Origin of the sequence: Thiohalocapsa halophila (genome assembly GCF_016583825.1) — a bacterium.
Taxonomy (GTDB): Bacteria; Pseudomonadota; Gammaproteobacteria; order Chromatiales; family Chromatiaceae; genus Thiohalocapsa; species Thiohalocapsa halophila.
Genome location: NZ_NRRV01000012.1, coordinates 1 through 21,431 on the forward strand (window position 1 = coordinate 1; position 21,431 = coordinate 21,431).

A 21,431-nucleotide genomic window follows, 5' to 3' on the forward strand; every position below is an offset into this window, starting at 1 on the left:
TGACGCTGTACTGGCCGTTCGACTCCTGGGAGCAGCTCCTCGACTTCATGCACGAGGCCCTGGAGCCCGCGACGCCGCCGCCTACTGGCCGCGCCGCTGCGCCAGGGCGGCAAATTTAGAATTGCTGCCGGCAGCCGCGAGGCGGCGCGGATGCGCTGCTGGCAATCGTCCAGCGCGCCGTCGGCACCGGCGCAGGCGGTGACCTGGTTGAGCAGGATGCGGCCGATGGCGTTGCAGGCGACGCCCGGGATCTCGAACAGCTTGACGCTGGTCTTGCCCGCGGCGAGCGGCGCGGCATCGAGCGTGAAGTGCCGCAGGATGAAGCCGTCGGCGTCGAACAGCACCAGCTCCAGGGTCAGGGCGTCGAGCGCCGTCGTCCCCCGGTTATGGAACACCAGATACGGGCGGCAGGCGTCCGCGGCGGGCTCGAGCTTGTTCAGCTCGATCTCGATGGCGTCGGACGGCTCATCTTTGCCCGCAGTGCTCGCCGCCGCCGGCATTGTCGGCACCAGCGCAACGCTCGCCACTGCCAAGCCGCAGGCGAGCGCGCGGCAGCGGACGGCGCAGTGCCGGAGGTGTGTCAGCGGGCGGGTAGGCTTCAGAGTGTGCATCGGGCACGGCTTGGTTAGGGCAGATTGGGTGAGGGCAGGCTGGGCATCTGGAGCACGCTGTGCAGCAGGCGGGAGAGCAACCCGGGCAGCAACCCGGGGAGCAACAGGAGCAGCACAGGGCGGATGCGGTCGGGGAGTCACCGTCTTGCTGTCGCCTAGGCTGGCAGCGTAAAAGTAACGCTAAACAGAATACGAATTACTCGCATTGGCAATCTAGGTGGAGGGTGGGTGCGGATCACAACCTGCCCTGCGGCTGGGGCGGCGGCCGACGATTCAGACAAGACCCGAGAACAGAGCGGGATTTTATCAATTGCAAGTGAGTCGCATTCGTGCCAGCGTTATTGTTCAGTATACTCGCTCGGCGTAGAGGTGCCCATGACCACACCCCGCAACCAGTTGTTGACGGCCTCCGCTGTTGGAGACAGCGCCTGCATCGAGGCCGTCACCAGTCCTTGGGCGCAGCACCGCCTGGACCTGCTGGGCATCGGCATCGACCAGACGCTGCTGGTCGAGCAGCGAGGCGACTATGGCGATCTCATCGTCGCGGTCGGCACCCGACGTGTTCATCTGCCGGAGCGCTTGGCGCGGCGCATACGCGTCCGGCGCAGTGATGCCGCAGCCACAACGGCCGCGGAGCATGCCGCGGTGGATGCCGACGCTGCGCAAGCGTGCACCGCCCGCCGGTGGGGCTCCCGCTGATTTCGCCATCCCACTGACATCAGGAGTCTGCTGCGTATGTTCATCGCCATGAACCGCTTCCGTATGAACCAAGGCTTCGAAGCCGATTTCGAGCAGATGTGGCGCGACCGCGAGTCGCAGCTCGACCAAGTGCCGGGCTTTCTCAGCTTCCGACTGTTGCGCGGGCCGGAGGACGGGGCATGCCGCCTTTACGCCTCCCATACCCGGTGGGCGTCCCGGGAGCATTTCGACGCCTGGCGCCAGTCCGAGGCCTTCCACAAGGCGCATGCGCAAGCCAAGGCGCCGCAGGGCACTTATGCCGGGGCGCCGGTTTTCGAGGGCTTCGATGTCGTGCTGGAGGAGACCGCCCATGCAGACTGATACCCGGATCAAGGCCGGCGAGACAGCCGCTGCCATCGGTGCGGCCCCGGCCGGTCAGGCCCGCGCCGCCGACGCCGTCAGCGAGGCCGACACCAAGGCCCTGTGGCAGCGTTGGCAGGCGCTGCGGGAGACGCACCAGATGCTGCGGGCGCGCGACGGTGCCGCCCGTCTGGGCGTCACCGAGGCGGAGCTGGTGGCGGCCAATCCCGCGAGCCGGCAGCTCGACCCCGACTGGGGCGGCATCGTTCAGGGGTTACGGGACGTGGGCCCGGTCATGGCGCTGACGCGCAATCACGGCGTGGTGATCGAAAAGACCGGCCCCGTGGAGGCCGTGGACATCTACCCTGAGCACCGCATGGGCCAGGTGGTGGGCGCGGACGTGGATCTGCGGCTCTTCCTGCGGCACTGGGCGTTCGGCTTTGCTGTGCGCGAGGAGACGCGCTCGGGCCTGCGCGAGAGCCTGCAATTCTTCGATGCGCATGGGGTTGCCGTGCACAAGATCTATCGCGTCGAGGGCACCGACGGCGCTGCCTGGTCGGCGCTCGCGGACAAGCAGCGGGCTGCTGAGCCCGCGCCCATGACCATCCTCCCGCCCGAGCCGCCGGTACCGCCCCGGCCGGCTGCGGAGATCGATATCGAGGGTCTGCGCGCGGGCTGGCGCGGCATGTCCAACACGCATGACTTCTTCGGCCTGCTGCGCAAGTACAGGGTAGAGCGGCGGCAGGCGCTGCGGCTGGCGGGCGCGGAGCTCGCCCAGCGTACCGATACCGACAGCTGCCGCGCCGTACTGGCGCTGGCGCGAGACAGCGGTCTGGAGATCATGGTCTTCGTCGGCAACCCCGGATGCCTGCAGATCCACACCGGACCGGTGGAGCGCCTGGAGACGGTCGGGCAGTGGCTCAACGTCCTGGATCCCGGCTTCAACCTGCACCTATGGCAGCCGGCGGTGACCGATGCCTGGCTGGTACGCAAGCCGACGCAGCAGGGTGTCATCACCAGCCTGGAGTGCTACGACGAGGCCGGCGAGCTGTTGGTCCAATGCTTCGGCAAGCGCAAAGGCCAAGCGAGCGAATCACCCCAGTGGCGGGAGCTGCTGAGTGTTGCAACCGGGGCCGAGGCTTTCATCAGGGGGCAGGCATGAGCCGGGCACGCCTCGCCGCCGCATCGGCCGCCGGCCTCGCGCTGCTGGCGGCGACCCTCACCGCGGAGGATACCCCGGCCGCGCCGCCGCAGCGGATCATCTCCGTGGACGGGGCCCTGACCGAGATCGTCTACGCCCTCGGCGCCGCCGACCGACTGGTGGGCGTGGATACCACCAGCCTGTATCCGGCCGCCGCCGAGGCGCTGCCCAAGGTGGGCTACAAGCGCGCCCTGTCGGCCGAAGGCTTGCTCAGTCTGTCGCCGGAGGTGGTGTTGGCCACCGATGACGCCGGCCCACCCGAGGTCCTGGAGCAGGTGACGCGCGCCGGCGTGCCCATCCGCAGCATCCCGGACACCCCCACGGTGGCGGGCCTGCACCGGAAGATCGACGCCGTCGCCGAGCTGCGGGACGCCGAGGCCGCGGCCGAGCGGCTGCGCGCCCGCATCGACCGCCGCCTGGGGGCCGTGGAGGCGGCCACCGCCGAGGCGGCGCGCAGGCCGCGGGTGCTGTTTCTGCTCCATGTCGGCGGCGGCAACGACCTCGCCGCCGGTCGCAGCACCGCCGCCGACACCGTGATCCGGCTCGCCGGCGGCGAGAACGTCCTGCACGACGCCTTCGAGGGGTACAAGCCGCTAAGCGCCGAGGCGGCCCTGGCCGCGGCGCCCGAAGTGATTCTGGTCACCGAGCGCAACCTGGAGGGCCTGGGCGGCAAGGACGGGCTGTTGACCCGTGCCGCGCTGGCCGCGACGCCGGCCGGCGACGCCGGTCGGGTGGTGAGCATGGACGGCCCGCTGCTGCTCGCCTTCGGGCCGCGCCTGGGGGAGGCGGCGGCAACGCTGGCGCGCCACCTGGGCACACTCGAAGACGACGAGGTCCCGACAGACACTCAGGCCGCCGGACTCGCCCCCGCAGCGCCCTGATCCCGCTCGGGAAGGGCGCAAGCACAACCAGGACGTGGCGGCGCTTGAGGGGCTCAGCGAAGGGCATCCACCGCGGCCGAGAAGCAAGTTGTTTGCCAGGGTGATCCATCCTTGCCCGGCACGGCCGTTCATCAATCCCATCCCCTCCAATGCGTTGCGACGGCAAAGATCCAGCTTATGCACAGCACGGCCATTCCTCTCCCCGCAGGCGGCCATAGCCTGCGCCAGCTCCTGCGCCGGCATCAGCGCCAGCGCCTGAGTCTCCTGCTGCTGGTGTCGCTGGTCTGCGCCGTCGCACTGCTGTCCATCGCCATCGGCCCTGTCAACATTCCGCTGGGCGACGTGCTGCGGGTGCTGGCCGGCTTCGCCGGGCTGCCCGCCGGTGAGGTCCCGCCGCAGCACGAGGCCGTGATCCTCTCCATCCGGCTGCCACGCACCCTGCTTGGACTCCTGGTCGGCGCCGGGCTGGCCGTGGCCGGGGCGGCCATGCAGGGGCTCTTTCGCAACCCGCTGGCGGACCCGGGCCTGATCGGCGTCTCCGCCGGAGCCGCGCTGGCGGCGGTGTCGGTCATCGTGCTCGGCGGCACCGGGCTCGCCGTGGTCACCGACGCCCTCGGTCCCTTCAGCCTGCCCATCGCCGCCTTCGCCGGTGGGCTGACGACCACCTTGCTGGTGTACCGGCTGGCCAGCAGCGACGGGCGCACCTCGGTGACCACGCTGCTGCTCGCCGGCATCGCCATCAACGCCCTGTGCGGCGCCGGCACGGGCCTGCTCACCTACCTGGCGGACGACCAGCAGCTGCGCACCCTCACCTTTTGGAGCATGGGTAGCCTGGGCGGCGCCAGCTGGCCCGCCGTCGGCACCGCGGCGCTGTTCATCGCCGTCCCGCTGCTGGCGCTGCCGCTGTTGGCGCGCACGTTGAACGCGCTGCTGCTCGGCGAGGCGGAGGCAGGGCATCTCGGCATCGCCGTGCAGCAGATGCAGCGCATCATCCTAGAAACGGTAGTTGAACGGCCCCCAGGGTGCGTCCCGCGGGGCGTCCAGCAAGGCACAACGAGGCGGAATAGCCGACCTATTCCAACGAGTTGTAACGCAGCTGGGCGCCGCGCGGGGCGTGCCATGGGGGTCGTAGCGGCCCGCACCCGGGAGGTGACCTTGAAGTCGGTACGAATTCTCAAATTGCGCAAACACTTGTAGCTGCGACAAAGCGGTCAACTGCCGTTTCTAGGATCATCGTCGCGCTGGCCGCCCTTGCGGTGGGTGCGGCGGTGGCCGTGAGCGGCATCATCGGCTTCGTCGGCCTCGTGGTCCCGCACCTGCTGCGCCTGGCGCTGGGGCCGGACCATGGCTTTCTGCTGCCGGGCTCGGCACTCCTCGGCGGGGCGCTGCTGCTGCTGGCGGACCTGCTGGCGCGCACCCTGGTCACGCCGGCGGAGCTGCCCATCGGCATCTTGACGGCGCTGCTGGGCGGCCCCTTCTTCCTGGCCCTGTTACTGCGTTGGCGGCGCACAGCGCTGTGAGCGCGCGCGCCTGCAACGACTCGGCCCCGGGCGGAGTGGGCTCGTCAGCAGCGACCCTGTCCGCGCTGGGCATCGGCGTGCAGCGCCAGGGTCGGCCGCTGTTGGAAGATGTCGCTTTGACACTGACCGCCGGCGAGCTGCTGGTGCTGCTCGGCGCCAACGGTGCCGGCAAGTCGACCCTGCTCAAGTGCCTGGCCGGGGAGCTGGCGCCTGACCGGGGGCAGGTGCTGCTGAACGGCCGCGCCCTCGAGCGCTGGCGCCCACTGGACGCGGCCCGCCGCCGCGCCGTGCTGCCGCAGGCGAGTCCCCTGAGTTTTCCGTTCACAGCGCTGGAAGTCGTCCTGATGGGCCGCATCCCCCATGGCGGTGCCCAGCGCGGGACGGGCAGCGCCGACCTGACCATCGCCGCCGAGGCCCTCGCCGCCGCCGAGGCCGACCATCTGGTACAGCGCCGTTACACCACCCTCTCCGGCGGCGAGCGCCAGCGTGTGCACCTGGCCCGGGTGCTGGCCCAACTGTGGGAGCCGCTGCCGGATGATGAGCCGCAATGGCTGCTGTTGGACGAGCCGACGGCGAGTCTGGACCTGGCGCATCAGCACAGCGTGCTGGCGCTCGCCCGCCGTTGGGTCCACCGGTCGGGGAGGCGCCGCCTGGGCGTGCTCGTCGTCCTGCACGACCTGAACCTCGCGGCGCAGTACGCCGACCGCATTGCCGTGCTGAAACAGGGCCGGCTGCTCCTGGCGGGCACGCCGCGCGACGTGCTCCAGCCCGACGCGGTCCAGGACGCCTTCGGCCTGCCGGTGCGCGTGCTGCCGCACCCGGAGCTGGACTGTCCGCTGATCGTGCCCCGGGCGGCGTAGACGGCCACAAGCGACGGCCAAGCCGCGCCCGGGGCCGGCAGGGCGCAGTGCGGCGCCTGTGTGGTGTGCCCATTCTGCGCGCATTCTGAGGCAGTTATGAGCCGGTTCTGCGCGAGCTTTGCAAAGGTCATGGAATCGAAGCGTGTGGGTGCTCTTAATAGTATTGCGAAGCATTCGCATTAATATTAAGCTATATCCAGCTGACGCAAGCTCTCCACCCGCGGATCGCCATCGAGCCATGTCCCACAGCACGAGCGCCGCCTCCGGCGGCACGCTGAGCCCGCGCCTCGCCGGCAGTGCCGGCAGCGGCGGCGGGCATCGCCGACAGTCGGCCACGGGCGGGCATCACCCGCATGGGCCGGCGTCCGCCGAGCGCCCGCTCTCGGCCTTTTTTGCCGAGCCGGGGGCCGACCCGCTGGCGGTGGCCTTTCGCGGCCGCCAGGCGGTCCACCCCTTCGTGGGGCTGGAGCCGGTGCCCGAAGACGCGGTCGCCGGCATCTGGCAACGGCTCTGCGAGACACCCCGCGGCGGCCCGTCGGTCGCCTACGTGCACATCCCGTTCTGCTTCAATCATTGCCTCTATTGCGGCTTCTATCAGAACGCCTGGCACCCGGCGGACGGCCCGGGCTATGTCGAGCGGGTCATCGAGCAGCTGCGCCGCGGCCGTGACCTGCCGATGCAGGCACAGGGGCCGATCCGTGCCCTGTACTTCGGCGGCGGCACGCCGACGCTGTTGGCCGCCGGCGACCTCGCGCGCGTCATCGAGGCGGCGCGCGTGCACCTGCCCCTGGCGCCGGACTGCGAGATCACCGTCGAAGGGCGCATCCACGGATTCGGCCAAGACAAGGCCCGCGCCGCCTTCGATGCCGGCGCCAACCGCCTGTCTCTGGGCGTACAGAGCTTCGACGAGACAGTGCGCCGGCGCATGGGGCGGCGCAGCAATCGGCGGGAGGTGGTCGCCGCGCTCGACGGGCTGCTGCGCGCTGACCGTGGCGCCGTCGTCATCGATCTGATCTTCGGCCTGCCCGGACAGAGCGCGTCGGTCTGGGAGGCCGATCTGCACCAGGCCATCGCGCTGGGCCTGGACGGCATCGACCTGTATGCGCTGAAGCAGGTGCGCGACACCCCGCTCACCCGCGCGGCGCAAGCGGGGCGGCTGGTGCCCGCGCCCCCGGCGCATCTCGGCGACTTCTACCGCATGGGCAGCGAGCGCCTGCGCGACGCCCGCTGGGAGGCGCTGTCCTGCACCCATTGGCGCAGCACCACCCGCGAGCGCAACCTCTACAACCTGTCGGTGAAGGCCGGTGCCGACTGCCTCGCTTTCGGTGCCGGTGCCGGGGGCTCCATGAACGGCCCGGACGCGGGCTTCAGCTATCGCAACATCGCCGCGGTGGAGACCTACCAGGCGCGCATTGACGCGGGCGAGCCGGTGGTCGCCGGGCTGATGCGTCAGTCCCTGCACCGGCGACTCTTCGATTCGATCAAGGGCGGGCTCGAGCGCGGTCGCCTGAACACCGCGGCGGTGGCCGCGCAATTGCAGGCGGACACCGGCCTGGACTGGCAGGCGCTCGCCGAGCCGCTGCTTGTGCAATGGCAGCAGGCGGGTCTGCTGACGCGCGACGGCGACTGGGTGGAGCTGACCTTGGCCGGGTGCTTCTGGCAGGTGCAGCTCACGCTGAATCTGCTGCAGTGGCTGAGCCAGGCCCTGACACACCGGCAAGCCTGAGATGCGCCGACGCGCCGAGCATGCCTGCCCCCGCCACTTCGGCGCGCGACGACGGTGCTTCGGCGCACTGACCAGGGCCGCGGATGCCGTGCGCAGATCAGCGGCACCATGGGCGTTCTTCCGCGGCGCAGGCCGCGCCCTAAGGTTCGGTCATCGGGCCATTTGCTGTCGCGCAGGCAATGGACTGTGTGTCGCGCGGCCTGCGCATGGACGTGCTGCTCAGACCCCCTGTTTTTCCAGGCACGGCCAGCCAAGGCGCCCTCCGGCAAGACCCGGATCCGGCGTGTCAGCGAGCAGTGTGGACAACGACACTCCACAGGAGACTCCACATGCTCAGCCGGCAGCCAACACCCCCATGCTCCACTGCACCCGGGTCGGCGCAGTGGTCCCACATCCCGGATGGCCACAATCGCCGGATCGCTGCGGACCGCGGCGCGCTGACGCATGCCGCGGCGCGCATCCCACGGCGTCTGCTGTCCGCCGCCATGTTGCTCTGCCTGGGGCAAAGCGCCGTGGCCCAGAGCGCCACAGCCGCACCGGATGCCGTCAAGCTCGACGCCATCACGGTCACCGCCACCAAGACCGAGCAGGACATCGACGTGGTGCCGGAGTCTGTCAGCGTGGTGACCCGCGAGCAGCTGCGACAGCGCCAGCCGCAGGCGGTGGGCGAGGTGCTGCGCGACCTGCCGAACGTGGATGTGGGCGGCGGCCCGCGCGCTGTCGGTCAGACCGTCAGCATCCGCGGGATCGGCGATGACCGCATCCTGTTCCTGCTCGATGGGGCGAGACAGAACTTCAGTCGGGGTCACAATGCGCGGCTGTTCGTGGAGCCGGACCTGCTGCGCCGGGTGGAGGTGATCCGCGGCCCGGCCTCGGCGCTGTGGGGCAGCGGCGCCATCGGCGGCGTGATTGCGCTGGAGACCGTGGATGCCGCCGATCTGCTGGCACCCGGGCAGGACTTCGGCGGCCGGGTCAAGACCGGCTACCAGGACGTGAACGGCCAATGGATGGGCGCCGCCGCGGCCTATGGGCGCATCGACGAGCGCTTCGACTGGCTGGTGGACCTGACCTACCGCGAGGCCGGCGACATCCGCCAGGGCGACGGCGAGGATCTGGCCAACTCCGGCTTCGAGCGCCTGTCCGGCCTGGCCAAGGGCACCTGGAACATCGACGCCGCCAACCGCCTGAGCTTCAGCTACCTCGGCTTCAACGAGGACGGCGAGGTGCCGTCGAACCCGCAGACGCCGGCCGCCGCCGACGGCGCCAACCTGGTGGACCGCACCACCCGCCAGGACAATTTCCTGCTGCGCTACGACTACGAGGACCCGGACAATAACCTCCTGGCGCCGTCCCTGGTGCTGTACCGCAACCGCACGGACATCACCGAGCAGCGCAAGCGCGACGACCGCCGCGACGCCACCGAGCTCACCACAACCGGCTTCGACCTGCGCAACACCAGCCGCTTCGCATTCGGCGACGACCTGTTTCAGATCCTGACCTATGGCGTCGAATACTACGAAGACGAAACCGAGTCCACACGCGACGGCGCCCCGCGCGAGAGCTTCCCGGACGGCAAGACGGAGGTCACCGGCGTCTATATCCAAAACGAGATCCTGCTCGGCGAGCGGCTGACCCTGATCCCCGGTCTGCGCTGGGACAGCTTCACCAGCTCCGCCGCTGCACCCGGCCTGGAGGACAACGACGACAGCGCCTGGTCTCCCAAGATCGGCGCCAACCTCAAGGTCACCGACTGGCTGTCCTTCCAGGCGAGCTACAACGAGGCCTTTCGCGCGCCGAGCGTCAGCGAGCTCTTTGTCTCCGGCGTGCACTTCACCTGCGGGCCCGGCTGTCAGAACCTGTTTGTGCCGAACCCGGATCTGAAGCCCGAGCATGCGCGCAATAAAGAGCTCGGCCTGCGGCTGTTCCGGCAGGATCTGCTGACGCCGGGGGATGTCGGGCGGCTGCGCGCCAGCGTCTTCCGCAACGACGTGACGGACTTCATCGAGCGGCGCGTTCAGGTCGCCTTCCGGCCCGTGCCGGGCAACCCCGGTCCCGGCGGCGTCAGCACCTCGGACAACGTCAGCGACGCCCGCCTCGACGGCTTCGAGATCGGTGCCGTCTACGAGGCCCCGCGCTGGTTCGCGGGCCTGGCCTATGCACAGACCCGCGGCGACGACGAGAACACCGACGAGCCGCTCGCGAGCGTCTCCCCGGACGAGTGGATCACCCGGCTCGGGCTGCGCTTCCCGGCCTGGGGTGTCGAGCTCGGCTGGCGCGGGCGCTTCGTCAGTGCCCAGGACCGGGTGCCGGCCGGCATCGAGCCCTCGGAGCGCTTCGACGTGCAGGATATCTGGCTGACCTGGAGCCCCGCGGGGCAGCTCGCCGGTCTCAGCATCGATCTCGGTGTGGACAACCTGTTCGATGCCGACTACACCCCGTTCCAATCGGCGCTCAAGGCGCCGGGGCGCAACATCAAGGCGAGCCTGCGCTATGCGTTTTAGTCCAGCGTTTCCGAGACCGGCAACTGGATCGAGGCGATCTGCGGTGATCTACTCCCGAACAACCCGGCAGTGCCACTGCGGCGGCAGGCGCCGGCCCGGCCCGTAGCCGCCGGCAGAACCCGAGCCGCCTGAAGCCCCGAGCCGACACCATGACCCAACCGCGACTCTTCTGCTTCGGCCTGGGCTACACCGGGCTGCGTCTGGCCCGCGCGGCCCAAGCCAAGGGCTGGCGCGTGGCCGGGACCTGCCGCGATGCCTCCAAGGCGATCGCGCTGCGCCGCGAAGGCATTGCCACCTTTCTGTTCGACGGCCGCAGCCCCCTGAGCGACGCGGCCGAGGCGCTGGCCGGTACCACGCACCTGCTGTGCGCCGTGCCACCGGACGCCGAGTCAGACCCCGTGCTGCGGCTGCACAGCAAGAACATCGCGGCCTTGAGCGCAACACTCACCTGGCTCGGGCTGTTGTCCAGCACCGGCATTTATGGCGACTGCGGCGGCGCCTGGATCGATGAAGCCCGGCCGCCGCGCCCGGCTACCGACGACAACCGCCGGCGCCTCGCCGCCGAGCGCGACTGGCTGGCGCTCGGTGGACAGCTCGCGCGGCCCGTGAGCGTGCTGCGACTGCCCGGGATTTACGGGCCGCAGGGCCGCAGCCCCATCGATGCGCTCTTGGCCGGGCGGGCGCGGCGCATCGTCAAGCCCGGACAAATCTTCAACCGCATTCACGTGGACGATCTCGTCGCGGTGCTGGCGGCGGCCATGGAGCGGGATTGCAGTGGCGACCGCAACGGCCCGCATCTGTACAACGTCTGCGACGACGAGCCCGCCCCGGCGGATGAGGTGTTGGTCTATGCCGCCCATCTCCTCGGCATGCAGCCGCCGCCGGCGGAGCCCTTCGACACCGCCGCACTCAGCGACTTCGCAAGGCATTTCTACGCGGAGAGCCGCCGCATCCGCAATGATCGCATCAAGCAGGAGCTCGGGGTCATGCTGCGCTACCCGAGCTATCGGGAGGGGCTGCACGCCATCGCCGGCGCAGCGGCGGGAACAGCCCCCCGCGATAGAGGTCTGCGCGCCGGCGGCTGAGACCCGCAAGAAGGCTGGGGCGAAGGCGGCGATGCCGAAACGCTCGACCTGGCTCACTGCAAGAGCGCATTGATCAGCGCGGCCCAGACCGGGTGCTCGCCGCCGGCTGGCGTTGGCAGCGAGCCGAGCACGGCGATGGCGCGGCCGTCGTCGTCGTACAAGCGCAGCTCCCGCAGCGCCGCCGGTTCATGGCCGCGCTGGACCACCTAGGCGCAATCCAGCAGCGTCGTGTCCAGGCGGAGGATCAGGTTGTCACCGCGGAGGTCGAGCCAACTCGGGCCAAGTGGTGGCCGCGGGCGTATCACGCGGCGCTGCGACAGAGGGCATTAAGCTCCTCGGCCGTGTCGCGCAGGGATGGGCGCAAGGCCAGGCCCTCGCTGCAGCGCGCCACCTGCTGCGCGAGCCTTGGCGAGCGGTGGTGCAGGTCACGGCGGACCAGTGCTCGGATGCGCTGCTTCAAGGCGTGCGGCAGCTGAAAGAACGCGAATGATTCTCGTTTAGATTACGGAGCTCACCGTGGTCTGTCAAGCCCCGCTTTGGCCCCGAGGCGAACACCTGCCCGAAGCGCCGGCTGCGGCTGCACGCACCGAGAGTCAGCCTTGACCTGGCGCACGAGTCCATCGCTTTCGGCACAGGCGCGGCAGCCTGTCGGGGCGAATCTGCGTATCCTGGTGCGACTTGACGGCCCGAATCTCGCCGGCGACTGCGACGACTTTGGCCGTGCTGAAAGCGAGCCGGCTACTGGCATTGGGCATACCGTCGGATGTGCCCAGGCCTGGCCCGCCACCACCGCACGGGCAGCCGCCGAAACGCCTGCAGACACCAAGCCAGAGGAGCGCGCCCATGCCCCCGATCGGTATCTTTTTCGCGTCGGAGACCGGCAGCACTGCGGAGCTGGCACGCGAGCTTCAAGCCCACTATTTGCCGGAAGGGGCGGCGGAGGTGCACAACCTCGACGATGTCGACGCGGCCCGGATGAACGGCTACGACGCCCTGGTCTTCGCCACGTCCACTACGAACTGCGGCGGGCTCCCCGCGCCGCTGGAGGCCTTCGTACCGGAGCTCGACACCGTGGATTTCAACGGCAAAGTGGTGGCCCTGGTGGGCCTCGGCGACCAAGCCGGTTATCCGGATGCCTTCGCGGATGCGCTGGGGTTGTTGTACGAAGACCTTCGCGCGCGCGGCGCCCAAATCGTGGGCTTTTGGCCGACATCGGGCTATGCCTATGACTACTCCCGCGCCGATCTCGGCGACGGCGCCTTCTGCGGTCTGGTGCTGGACCAAGCCACCCAGGCCGAGCAGACGCCTCGGCGGCTCGCGGCCTGGATCGAGTCCGTGCGGGCCGACTTGCTTGCCGGCGGCTCTGCCGGTGCCCCGAAGACCCCCGGGCACATGGTTTGACCGCGTGAAGCATCGTCGTATCCGCGCCCGGGCATTGCGGAGTCCGCTGCCAAGCCGGTGGCGGCGCCGGTCGCGCGTGTGGCCTTGTCGCAGGCAGACAGGCAGACGGCAGGCAGGCGCACGATTGGCGCCTTTGCCAGCGGCTTCTCGAGCGGCGGATGTGATGGCTTCTGACGCCGTCAGCCCCTCATCGGCCCGGGCACGCCGTCCTCGACGATGAAGCTCGCGACGGTCTCGCAGGCCGCGTCGCGCTCGCGCACGCTGGCGACGCCGCGCAGGTCTACGGTCAGCCGCTGCGGGGTCACCGTAAGCCGCAGGTAGCCGCGGTGCTCGCCGGTGGCGTAGTGGATGTGCGAGTTCTCGCGCAGCGTGGCCTGGATGCGGTCTTCCGGCGGCGGCTGGGAGGTGATGGAGGTGCCGACGAATTCGCTGGCGACGGCCGGCGCGGTCTCGTCCGCGAAGTCCTGCTTGAGGTCCGTGACCCAGAAGGAGTGCACGTCGCCGCCGAGCACCACGGGGTTGGCGCAGACGCCTTGGGCGAATAGGTCCATTAGGCGCTGCCGGGCGGCCGGATAGCCGTCCCAGCCATCGGAGAAGTATCGCTCGCCGCCGCCCTCGCGACCGTCGGCATGGGCCATCAGGGTCTGCTGGCCGAGTAGGTTCCAGTGGGCGTCCGAGCCGTCCAAGCCGGCCGCGAGCCAACGCTCCTGACGGGCGCCGAGGAGCGTGGCCTCGGGGTTGAGCCGCTCGGCACAGTCGCCGGTGATGAGGTTGGAGCCGGCGCGGCCCGGCTTCGGGCAGGGCTGGGGGCTGCGGTATTGGCGATCATCCAGCATGTGGATGCGGGCGAGCCGGCCATAATCCAGACGCGTGTGGATGCGCATGTCCGGGCCGAAGGGGACCATGCCCCGCGGCAGCGGCATGTGCTCGTAGTAGGCCCGGTAGGCGGCGGCGCGGCGGGCGAGGAACCAGGCCGGCGTGTCGTCGTCCTGGGAGATGCTGTCCGCATAGTCGTTGTCCACCTCGTGGTCGTCCCAGACCACAAGCCAGGGGCAGCTGGCGTGCGCCGCCTGCAAATCCGGGTCCGATTTATACAGCGCGTAGTGGCGGCGATAGTCGCCGAGCGTCACCGGCTCCGTCGCACCCTGGGAGCGCACCGGATTCCTGCCCCAGGCCGACTCGTAGATGTAATCGCCCAGGTGCAGGAAGAGATCCAGGGCGTCCGCCGCCACGTGCCGGTAGGCGCTGTAGAAGCCCTGGGCGTAGTGCTGGCAGGAGCCCACGCCGATGCGCAGCCGATCCGCCGGCGCACCCTTGGCCGGTGCGGTGCGCGTGCGCCCCACCGGGCTGGTGGCGCCGCCGGCGTGGAAGCGGTACCAGTACTCCTGATCAGGCTCGAGCCCATAGGGCTCGACGTGCACCGAATGCGCCCACTGCGGCGTCGCATAGGCGGTGCCGGCGGCGGCGATGCGCCGAAAGCCTTGATCTTGCGCCAGCTCCCAGCGCACCGGCACGCGCGCGGACGGCATGCCCCCGGCGGGGGCCAGGGGCTCCGGCGCGAGCCGGGTCCAGAGCACCATGCCGTTGGGCTGCGGATAGCCCGAGGCCACGCCGAGGCTGAAGGGGTCCCGCGGGAAGCTGGGCGCGGCGGTTAGGGGTGCAGGGGCGAGGCTCAGGGAGGCGCCCGCAAGGGGGACGCCGGCAAAGGGGAGGCTTGCGCATGCTCGCAGCAGGTCGCGTCGGCTCCAGGCTTGGCGATGGCGCATCTTGGGTCTCCGAAGCGCGGCGGTCAGATTGCTCCAAGATACCGAACCGGTATGTCCGCTTCATGTCGGCGACACCCTGGTGGGCCCTGCCGCAAGCGCCGCAGCTGTGTCGGGCGAGCTCAGGCTGGCCCCGGGGCCACTGACACTGCCGGAGGCGACCGCCGGGTTGGTGTCCAGGGTTGGTCACGTCCTGCGCAGGCGGGAGAGTCGGGGCGTCACCGCGGGGGCGGCTCGGATGATGTTGCCTGGAATTAAGGTTACCGTCCCCATGATTGGATTAGCTAGGCCGCGCTCTCCTGCGTCTGGTCGTCGACGATGACGCGGGCGGCCTGGTCCTGGCCGAGGTACAGCCGCAGCCCGTCCTCGCTGGTGATGACGATGCGCGTGCCGGCGTCATCGCGGCTGCCCTGGACGGCATTGGCCGCCGCGATGTGCTCCAGCACCAGGGTGCTGCCGGTGTGGATGCCGAGGGCTTCCACCTGCTCGCGGGCGGCGTCGCCGCCGAGGATGGCGGTGACCACGAAGGGATGCTCGCGGCGGGCGTTGGCGAACTGAATTTTCCGGCCGTCGAGCTCGCCCCAGAGCTTGGCCGCCACGCTTTCGGTGAAGTACAGGCGCTGGCGCTCGCCGAGGCGGGCGGTGTAGCGCATGGGCGGGATCTTGCGCAGGAGCTGGATGCGATCATCCTCGCGCACGCCCAGGGTCGCCAGTGCCTGCTCCAGGCCGGTGCCGCTGGTGAGCCCTTCGATGTGCCCCGCCTCGCCCGGCAGCATTTCGATGATCGGGGTCTTGTGGCCGTCGTCGTGGTGTACCACCACCTTCGCGGCCATGCCCGCCGACAGCGTCGCCTCGCCCATGGGGCCGAGCACCCGCACCGGCTGCAGCGCGACTTCCTCGTCCTCCCGGCGCAGCACACAGCCGGGGTAGAGCCCCATGCGACTCAGGCGCTGCTCCAGCGCCGGATGCATCACCGCCGCGAGCCGCAGCGATCGGCCCACCGGTGCCCGATCAAGCGAAATCCGCATCGCGCACCTCCGTGGCGGCCGCGTTGGGCCGGGGCTGATGGTCGTCCGGCTCGCGGGCGGCCGCGGCCGTCGCGGGCTCGAAGTGCAGCACGCTCGCTTGCGCGCTGCCGGCGGCAGCGGAGCGCTCGCCGGCGGCGTCGCCCGGAGCCGATGCCGCCAACGCCGGCGTCGTGGCGGAGGTCGACGAAGGTCCAAGCGCAGGCCGCGGCCGCCGGCCCCCGCCCAGTGCGGCATAGCCGAGGATGCCCACGGTGCTGCCGTTGTGGATGGTGGCCGCCGCCACCGGCGGCAGCAGGCCGCCCACCGCGAGGCCCATGGTGGCGGTGTTGATGCCGAAGGCGGCGACGGCGCTGCGCTTGAGCACCGCCTGGGTGCGCCTGGCGGTGGCGAAGGCGGTCACCAGCCCGTCCAGCTCCGGGCGCATGAGCACCACCTGCGCCGCCTCGCGGGCGAGGTCCGCGCCGTTGGGCATGCTGATGCCGACATCGGCGCTCACCAGCGCCGGGGCGTCGTTGACACCGTCGCCGAGGAAGGCCACACAGCCGCCGGCGGCCTTGATCTCGTCAATGGCGCCGGCCTTGTCTTCCGGCTTCAGCTCCCAGTGCACCGCGTCGATCATCGGCAGCGCGCGGGCGAGGGCGCGCCCGGCATCGCGGTGGTCGCCGGTGAGCACCACGGTGCGGGCGACGCCGAGGGCCTTGAGTGCCGCCAGCGCGGCGGGCGCCTCCGGGCGGATGCGGTCCCGGAGGGCGATGAGGCCCACGAGCCGGCCGGCGCGGGCGACGAAAAGCACGGACTTGCCGGCGCCGTAGAGGCTGCTGCTGACGGCGTCCGCGGCGGTGCAGTCGACGCCTTCGTCGTCTTCCAGGAAATGGCGGCTGCCCACCAGCACGCGGGCGTCGTCCACATAGGCCGACACGCCGTGGGCGACGATGAAGTCCACCTGGCTGATGGGGGGCAGCGCCAGCGCGCGGGCGGCGGCCTCGGCCACCACGGCCCGCGCCACCGGATGGTCGTAATGTTCCTCGGCGCCGGCGGCGAGGGCCAGCAGGGCGTCTTCGGGGAGGTCGCCGAAGGGGATGAGGTCCGCCACCTGCATGTCGCCGGTGGTCAGTGTGCCGGTCTTGTCGAGCACCAGGGTGTCCACCCGATCCAGGTCCTCCAGCGCCTGCGCGCCCTTGAACAGCACGCCGGCGCGGCTCGCGGCGTAGAGGCTGCTGCGCACCGCCACCGGGTTGGAGAGCTTGATGGCGCAGGAATAGTCCACCGTCAGCACGGAGGCCGCCCGGGCGAGGTCGCGCGTCAGCGCGAACACCCCCAGACCGGTGGCGAAGGTCAGGGGCACCAGCTTGTCCGCGAGCTTGGCGCTGCGGGTCTCGCCCGTGGAGCGGCTGCGCAGGGCGGTTTCCAGAAAGCGGTTGATGCGCGCCATGGAGGTCTCCGCACCCACCTGCTCGGCCTGGATACGGATATGCCCCTCGTGGATGACGGAGCCCGAGAGCACCGGGCTGCCGACGGTCACCGGCACCGGCAGCGACTCGCCGGTGAGGCTGGCCTGGTCCACTGCCGCCTCGCCGTCGCTCACCCGACCGTCCACCGGGATCAGCTCGCCCGGGCCGCAGGCTACGGTGTCGCCGAGCTGCACCTCGGCGATGGGCACCTTGGTCTCGACGCCGTCGCGGTGCACCCAGACGGTGTCGGTCTGCGGGGTGAGCAGGCGCTGCAACAGCGCGTTGGAGCGCTGCTCCGAGGTGGCCTCCACGTACTCGCCCCAATCCAGCAGGGCGCCGATGGCGTTGGCCGTGAAGAAGTCGCCGCGCAACAGCGAGAGCAGCTTGGCCGAGCCGTCCAGCACGTCCACCCGCACCCCGTCCTCGATCAGCGTCGTGGCGCCCTTGGCGATGGTGGGCGCCGCCAGGGTCCAGCTCACCGCCAGGCGCAGCGGCAGCGGCAGCAGCGGTGTCGCCAGGGCGAGCACGGATGTGGCGATGGCGCGGAAGGGGTCCGGCGGCTGCTCGCGGACTGCATCCGGGCGGAAGGCGTCCGCGGGGAGATTGGTCAGTGCCTGCAGCAGGCGCGTGCGCGTCGCGGCCCGCCCGTCGTAGTCGACGACGACGCTGTGCGCGCCCTTGTTGATGCGCAGGGCGTCCACGCCGGAGAGGGCCGCGAGCAGCGCGCGCAGATAGGCGAGGTCCAGGCAGGGATGGGCGAGCACCCGCCCGCGCAGGCGCAGGCGCTTCGGCTGCTCGTTGACAATCCGGAAGACGGGCTTGGCGACGGGGTGGCAGCGGCGTCTGGACACGAAAGACTCTGTGCGGCGGGTGACCCGTCGCTCGCCGCCCGCGGCGGCGGGCTCGATGCAGGCGGGCCGGTTGGTTGGAAGCACGGTTTTGGCGCGCGGCGTGCTCATGGCGCGCGGTGTGCTCATGGCTCGCGGTGTGCGTCACGCGGCCACCAAGACTCTCAAAGTATACGTCCGTGTCGATGCGAACGCTACGCAATCGCATATCAACGCTGTCGTAGCTCATGCGCCGTCTGAGACCGCGAGCCGCTGTGCACGCTGGATGCGCGGAGCACTCCCTTCGCCGGCCTTGTTGACAGGCCTGCGTCGGATGCCTAACCTATATGCGAAGCGTTCGCATTCGCGATCTACTGCGGATCAAGTCCGCCGCGCATCGCTGCCGAGGTCGAGCCGCGAGCCGAAACGTCCAACACAAGTTCGCTTACCGACTCCCCCAGCCGAATCGCCGACGCACTGCGACCTCATCCCCCGGGGCGCAGTGCAGGTCAGCCAACGGGGTCGCGCCGTGCCAACCGAGCCTGCGCCCGCGCGCAGAAGGAGACCCGAGATGTCTGATCTTGACGCCGCTGTCCTGAGCCACACGCCGATGCCCGGTGTTGTTCGATCCCGCGGCGGGGATTATCGCGGCAGGGATGCCGCTCCCACTGCCTCGCGCCTGCCCGGGGAGGCGGCGCGGGAGTCGGTGCCGGCGGCGCCGGAGGCGCTGCCCGTGGACGCGCTCAAGGCGCGCATCGCCGACATGGTGCGGGGCTATGTGGCCCGGCGCTCGCCGCAGCTCGCGCGCCGCATCGCCGATTACAGCGGCGCGCTGGCCCTGCATCCGGCGCTGCGCGATCAGCCCGAGCAGCGCACGGCCTTCTGCCGCTTGAACCGGCATTGGTACCTGCTCGCCGCACAGTGCCCGGCGGCCGCCGGCACCTGAGCCGACCCGAGCCCGTCGGAATCGCCGCGGCGGCGCCCGCTCGGCGCCGCCCGGCCGCAACAGCGACATCGAGCAGGAGACCAAGCCATGTGCGAAACGGCGAGAAACGGGGCACTGCCTCTGCATGGGTCCGACCCGCAAGCGGCGGCAACCCTGCACGTACCGACGTCGCTCCAGCAGGCGCCGGCCGAGCCAGCGTCGAGCCGCAAAGCCGGCGGCGGCCGGCCGCGGCTGTGGGACTTGCCGCACAAGTATCACTGCCCCGTCATCGGCACCTGCCTGCACGTGGACGAGCTGCGCCGGCTGGGAAAGAAGTCCGGCTGCATGCCCACGCACGAGCTGAGCGACTTCGAGGTGCATGTGAGCTTCGTCGCCGCCGCCGAGAGCCGCAATGCCTTGTCCCAGGCCGTGCAGCGCACCCTGGAACGGCGCTACACCGCGGTTGTGAAGCGCTTTGCGCGCGCCCGAGCGCCGGCAGACTTGGAGCATCTGTGGCGCGAGGCCTTAGCCAACGGCGAGGTCCAAGGGGCCTTTTGGGCCGTCATGTCCCATCCGCATGCCCCGCCGGAGCTGCGCACCCGCGCCTATGAGGACGTGCACATGCTCTCGCACCAGATCGGCGCCGGGCTGAATGCCGACCTGAAGGCCCTGGCCGAGACCCGCGAGACCCTGGCCCGGGTGCGCCGGGAGAGTGCGGCGGCAGCGGCCCGCGCCGAGCGCGCGCTGGCCGAGAAGGATGCGCGGCTGGCGCAGGCCGGGCAGCAGCTGGCCGACTTGGCCGGGGTCGAAACGGCGCTGGAAGCGGCCCGTGGGCGGCTTGCGGCCCTGGAATCCGGGGCCGAGCTCAAGGCCTTGCGCGCGCGCGTGGATGCGCAGGACCAGGAGATCGCGATGCTGCGGCAGCGGGCGCGGGAGCACGCGGCGCAGGTGACGGGGCTGGAGCGCCTGCTCGCGGGGTCTGAGCAGCGAGGCTCGGAGACGGCGGCCGAGCTTGCGGAGCGGGAGGCGTCGCTGCGCGCGTTGGTGGAGCGCTGCAACGGTGAGCTGGTGCGTCACGACGGCGGCCTCGAGGACAATCGCTCCCGGCTCGAGTCGCTGCTCGCCAGCGCCGACGCCGTGATTTGCCCCTTGGACTGCGTGAGCCATGATGCGTCCCTGCGCACCAAGCGTTTCTGCAAGCGCTACGGAACACCCTGCGTGATGTTGAAACGCTCGGGCGTCGGCGCCTTCGCGCTGGCGCTGTCTCAGCTCACCGCCGCCGCCCGCGTGCCGGGTCAGTCAGAGGCCTCTGCGCGCCTAATCCAAGCCTGACGCAGGCTACGCCTGAGGCAGTCCGCCCGCTGCGGCTGTGTGCCGTGGCGTCGCCGACGCCCGGGTCGGCGCGCGCCACGCTAGAAGACTCGGCGGCGGTGTCTGCGCCTTGCGGGGCGCGGCGTCTGGGCGGCGGCTTCGCGCAGCAATGCCCAGCGCCGCTGCCGCGGGCTCGGTTGCTGGGGCGCCGTGCGCAACAGTGCCCGGGCGAGCCCCCGCACCCAGCCGCGGGGGCCGCGGCCGGCATCGCGCGGCTCATGGTCGGCCTCTCGGGCGTCGGCGGCTTGCTGTTCCCCTCCCTGCTGGCCTGGGTGGTAGGCCTCGTCATACCGGGGCAGGAGCATTGGTCTCTCCACGCTTGCAGTGACTGTGACGGTGCGATGGCCGTGCTCGAGATACTATTGCGAATAGCAACAATTCGCAATACATTTGGAGCGGGTCTTTTGGCTGCGGCTTGCGCGTCGGCGTTGGGCCGTGGGTGCTGGCGGCGCTGGGAGTCCCCTGCCCAGGCTCGGCGGCCTTGTGCGCGAAGACGGACTGCTGCGTGGCTGCCGGGGGCTTGTCTGGGGGGAGAGCGTCACTCGTGGCGAAGCCCAAGGAGACGAGAGATTGGGGGAGGTCGCCGCGCAGCCGGGGGCAGCCACGCCGGCGCGCCGCGCTGACGCCATCCAGCCCCGGGCGCAGCCTGATGCTGCGCTCGCGGTGGCTGCTTGGCGTGGTAGAGCCGATGCCCTGTCGGCAGATCAGCCCGCGGTCAGACCAGTGCGCCCACCAGGGTCCGCGCGGATTGCTCGACGGCCTTCTGCATGGCGGCGCCGACCAGGGCCTTGCCGAACGTCTCGCCCATCTGGCGTACGTGGGCGTTGTCGCGGCGCACCGGTGCCATGCAGCCGAGCTCTTCGAGCGTGGCGAATAGGGCGGCGCGGGACACGTGCTCCGGGTCGTACTGGATGATCAGGCTGGCCGCGCGCGGCTTGATCTCGACGCTGCGGACGCCGTCCATGGCGAGCAGCCGGTCTTGCGCGGCATCGGCGCGCTCGCCATAGCACTGGAAGGCCCTGGAACGGATACGGATGCGGCCGGGGACGTGATGGATATACTGGCTCATGGACTGCGATCTCTAAGCTTGTTACAAAGCGCATGGCGAATACGAACAATTCGCATTATAGGGCAAACGACGCCGGACGCAAGTAGCGCGTCAGCGCAAGCGCTTCGGCCAGCTCAACCCTCGGCAGCGGGCCGGGGAGACGCCAGCACTGGCTCATCAGTTGGAGAACCCGT

21 protein-coding genes are annotated in these 21,431 nt (G+C 70.5%); 13 read left to right on the forward strand and 8 right to left on the reverse strand.

Annotation, left to right across the window (positions count from 1 at the left end):
- Positions 1 to 509 (reverse strand): hypothetical protein (locus tag CKO31_RS06840; protein WP_200235290.1); only part of this gene is annotated, 509 nt, incomplete at its 3' end.
- 477 nt (positions 510 to 986) lie between these two features.
- Here CKO31_RS06840 and CKO31_RS06845 point away from each other — a divergent pair.
- From CKO31_RS06845 to CKO31_RS06890, 10 genes are all read left to right on the forward strand, one after another.
- Entirely contained in the window at positions 987 to 1,310 is a 324-nt protein-coding gene (locus tag CKO31_RS06845) for a ferrous iron transport protein A (protein WP_200235292.1), read from the forward strand.
- 36 nt (positions 1,311 to 1,346) lie between these two features.
- A complete protein-coding gene (hmuQ, locus tag CKO31_RS06850) occupies positions 1,347 to 1,670 on the forward strand; it encodes a heme-degrading protein HmuQ (protein ID WP_200235294.1) in 324 nt (107 codons plus the stop codon).
- Positions 1,660 to 2,811 (forward strand): hemin-degrading factor, encoded by a 1,152-nt coding sequence (locus CKO31_RS06855; RefSeq protein WP_200235296.1) that lies wholly within the window; start codon positions 1,660 to 1,662, stop codon positions 2,809 to 2,811. Before hmuQ ends, CKO31_RS06855 begins: the two co-directional genes overlap by 11 nt.
- Positions 2,808 to 3,731 carry a heme/hemin ABC transporter substrate-binding protein gene (locus CKO31_RS06860; protein WP_200235298.1) on the forward strand — a complete coding sequence of 308 codons (924 nt, stop codon included), beginning with the start codon at positions 2,808 to 2,810 and terminating at the stop codon, positions 3,729 to 3,731. The genes CKO31_RS06855 and CKO31_RS06860 overlap by 4 nt, the downstream gene beginning before the upstream one ends.
- Positions 3,732 to 3,908: 177 nt before the next feature.
- On the forward strand, positions 3,909 to 4,928 hold the full coding sequence (locus tag CKO31_RS06865; RefSeq protein ID WP_200235300.1) for a FecCD family ABC transporter permease: 1,020 nt from the start codon (positions 3,909 to 3,911) through the stop codon (positions 4,926 to 4,928).
- Between the two features lie 77 nt (positions 4,929 to 5,005).
- Positions 5,006 to 5,251, forward strand: coding sequence for an iron chelate uptake ABC transporter family permease subunit (locus CKO31_RS06870; protein WP_438874002.1), 246 nt, complete (start codon positions 5,006 to 5,008; stop codon positions 5,249 to 5,251).
- Positions 5,248 to 6,111, forward strand: coding sequence for a heme ABC transporter ATP-binding protein (locus CKO31_RS06875; protein ID WP_322789105.1), 864 nt, complete (start codon positions 5,248 to 5,250; stop codon positions 6,109 to 6,111). Before CKO31_RS06870 ends, CKO31_RS06875 begins: the two co-directional genes overlap by 4 nt.
- 238 nt (positions 6,112 to 6,349) lie before the next feature.
- Positions 6,350 to 7,837 (forward strand): heme anaerobic degradation radical SAM methyltransferase ChuW/HutW, encoded by a 1,488-nt coding sequence (gene hutW, locus CKO31_RS06880; protein WP_200235302.1) that lies wholly within the window; start codon positions 6,350 to 6,352, stop codon positions 7,835 to 7,837.
- 329 nt (positions 7,838 to 8,166) lie between these two features.
- Positions 8,167 to 10,338 (forward strand): TonB-dependent hemoglobin/transferrin/lactoferrin family receptor, encoded by a 2,172-nt coding sequence (locus CKO31_RS06885; RefSeq protein ID WP_200235304.1) that lies wholly within the window; start codon positions 8,167 to 8,169, stop codon positions 10,336 to 10,338.
- Positions 10,339 to 10,487: 149 nt separating this feature from the next.
- Positions 10,488 to 11,423: an SDR family oxidoreductase gene (locus tag CKO31_RS06890; protein ID WP_200235306.1), complete on the forward strand. Its 936-nt coding sequence runs from the start codon at positions 10,488 to 10,490 to the stop codon at positions 11,421 to 11,423.
- Between the two features lie 53 nt (positions 11,424 to 11,476).
- On the opposite strand, the gene CKO31_RS06895 is transcribed toward CKO31_RS06890, so the two are convergent.
- The gene (locus tag CKO31_RS06895; RefSeq protein WP_200235308.1) at positions 11,477 to 11,629 is read right to left on the reverse strand and encodes a hypothetical protein; all 153 of its coding nucleotides are present in this window, start codon (positions 11,627 to 11,629) and stop codon (positions 11,477 to 11,479) included.
- Between the two features lie 95 nt (positions 11,630 to 11,724).
- The gene (locus tag CKO31_RS06900; RefSeq protein ID WP_200235310.1) at positions 11,725 to 11,883 is read right to left on the reverse strand and encodes a hypothetical protein; all 159 of its coding nucleotides are present in this window, start codon (positions 11,881 to 11,883) and stop codon (positions 11,725 to 11,727) included.
- 383 nt (positions 11,884 to 12,266) lie between these two features.
- On the opposite strand from CKO31_RS06900, the gene CKO31_RS06905 reads away from it, so the two are divergent.
- The gene (locus tag CKO31_RS06905; RefSeq protein WP_200235311.1) at positions 12,267 to 12,824 is read left to right on the forward strand and encodes a flavodoxin; all 558 of its coding nucleotides are present in this window, start codon (positions 12,267 to 12,269) and stop codon (positions 12,822 to 12,824) included.
- A gap of 179 nt (positions 12,825 to 13,003) precedes the next feature.
- Here CKO31_RS06905 and CKO31_RS06910 read toward each other — a convergent pair whose 3' ends face one another.
- The 3 genes from CKO31_RS06910 to CKO31_RS06920 form a co-directional block, all read right to left on the reverse strand.
- On the reverse strand, positions 13,004 to 14,590 hold the full coding sequence (locus tag CKO31_RS06910; RefSeq protein WP_200235313.1) for an alkaline phosphatase D family protein: 1,587 nt from the start codon (positions 14,588 to 14,590) through the stop codon (positions 13,004 to 13,006).
- A gap of 281 nt (positions 14,591 to 14,871) precedes the next feature.
- Positions 14,872 to 15,615, reverse strand: a complete 744-nt coding sequence (locus tag CKO31_RS06915) for a ferrous iron transport protein A (RefSeq protein ID WP_200235315.1) — start codon at positions 15,613 to 15,615, stop codon at positions 14,872 to 14,874.
- The gene (locus CKO31_RS06920) at positions 15,599 to 18,043 is read right to left on the reverse strand and encodes a heavy metal translocating P-type ATPase (RefSeq protein ID WP_200235317.1); all 2,445 of its coding nucleotides are present in this window, start codon (positions 18,041 to 18,043) and stop codon (positions 15,599 to 15,601) included. The genes CKO31_RS06915 and CKO31_RS06920 overlap by 17 nt, the downstream gene beginning before the upstream one ends.
- Positions 18,044 to 18,464: 421 nt before the next feature.
- Here CKO31_RS06920 and CKO31_RS06925 point away from each other — a divergent pair, with 421 nt between their 5' ends.
- Together CKO31_RS06925 and CKO31_RS06930 are read left to right on the forward strand one after the other, a co-directional pair.
- On the forward strand, positions 18,465 to 18,839 hold the full coding sequence (locus tag CKO31_RS06925) for a hypothetical protein (protein ID WP_200235319.1): 375 nt from the start codon (positions 18,465 to 18,467) through the stop codon (positions 18,837 to 18,839).
- 87 nt (positions 18,840 to 18,926) lie between these two features.
- Positions 18,927 to 20,150, forward strand: coding sequence for a DUF2325 domain-containing protein (locus tag CKO31_RS06930; RefSeq protein WP_200235321.1), 1,224 nt, complete (start codon positions 18,927 to 18,929; stop codon positions 20,148 to 20,150).
- 80 nt (positions 20,151 to 20,230) lie between these two features.
- Here CKO31_RS06930 and CKO31_RS06935 read toward each other — a convergent pair whose 3' ends face one another.
- A complete protein-coding gene (locus CKO31_RS06935) occupies positions 20,231 to 20,494 on the reverse strand; it encodes a hypothetical protein (RefSeq protein ID WP_200235323.1) in 264 nt (87 codons plus the stop codon).
- A 410-nt stretch (positions 20,495 to 20,904) separates the two neighbouring features.
- Positions 20,905 to 21,258, reverse strand: coding sequence for an HMA2 domain-containing protein (locus CKO31_RS06940; protein WP_200235325.1), 354 nt, complete (start codon positions 21,256 to 21,258; stop codon positions 20,905 to 20,907).
- Positions 21,259 to 21,431 lie beyond the last annotated feature (173 nt).

Coding starts and splice junctions, on each gene's coding strand:
- CKO31_RS06845 (WP_200235292.1), top strand. CDS start 987: ATGACCACACCCCGCAACCAGTTGTTGACGGCCTCCGCTGTTGGAGAC.
- hmuQ (WP_200235294.1), top strand. CDS start 1,347: ATGTTCATCGCCATGAACCGCTTCCGTATGAACCAAGGCTTCGAAGCC.
- CKO31_RS06855 (WP_200235296.1), top strand. CDS start 1,660: ATGCAGACTGATACCCGGATCAAGGCCGGCGAGACAGCCGCTGCCATC.
- CKO31_RS06860 (WP_200235298.1), top strand. CDS start 2,808: ATGAGCCGGGCACGCCTCGCCGCCGCATCGGCCGCCGGCCTCGCGCTG.
- CKO31_RS06865 (WP_200235300.1), top strand. CDS start 3,909: ATGCACAGCACGGCCATTCCTCTCCCCGCAGGCGGCCATAGCCTGCGC.
- hutW (WP_200235302.1), top strand. CDS start 6,350: ATGTCCCACAGCACGAGCGCCGCCTCCGGCGGCACGCTGAGCCCGCGC.
- CKO31_RS06885 (WP_200235304.1), top strand. CDS start 8,167: ATGCTCAGCCGGCAGCCAACACCCCCATGCTCCACTGCACCCGGGTCG.
- CKO31_RS06890 (WP_200235306.1), top strand. CDS start 10,488: ATGACCCAACCGCGACTCTTCTGCTTCGGCCTGGGCTACACCGGGCTG.
- CKO31_RS06905 (WP_200235311.1), top strand. CDS start 12,267: ATGCCCCCGATCGGTATCTTTTTCGCGTCGGAGACCGGCAGCACTGCG.
- CKO31_RS06910 (WP_200235313.1), bottom strand. CDS start 14,590: ATGCGCCATCGCCAAGCCTGGAGCCGACGCGACCTGCTGCGAGCATGC.
- CKO31_RS06915 (WP_200235315.1), bottom strand. CDS start 15,615: ATGCGGATTTCGCTTGATCGGGCACCGGTGGGCCGATCGCTGCGGCTC.
- CKO31_RS06920 (WP_200235317.1), bottom strand. CDS start 18,043: ATGAGCACACCGCGCGCCATGAGCACGCCGCGCGCCAAAACCGTGCTT.
- CKO31_RS06925 (WP_200235319.1), top strand. CDS start 18,465: ATGTCTGATCTTGACGCCGCTGTCCTGAGCCACACGCCGATGCCCGGT.
- CKO31_RS06930 (WP_200235321.1), top strand. CDS start 18,927: ATGTGCGAAACGGCGAGAAACGGGGCACTGCCTCTGCATGGGTCCGAC.
- CKO31_RS06935 (WP_200235323.1), bottom strand. CDS start 20,494: ATGCTCCTGCCCCGGTATGACGAGGCCTACCACCCAGGCCAGCAGGGA.
- CKO31_RS06940 (WP_200235325.1), bottom strand. CDS start 21,258: ATGAGCCAGTATATCCATCACGTCCCCGGCCGCATCCGTATCCGTTCC.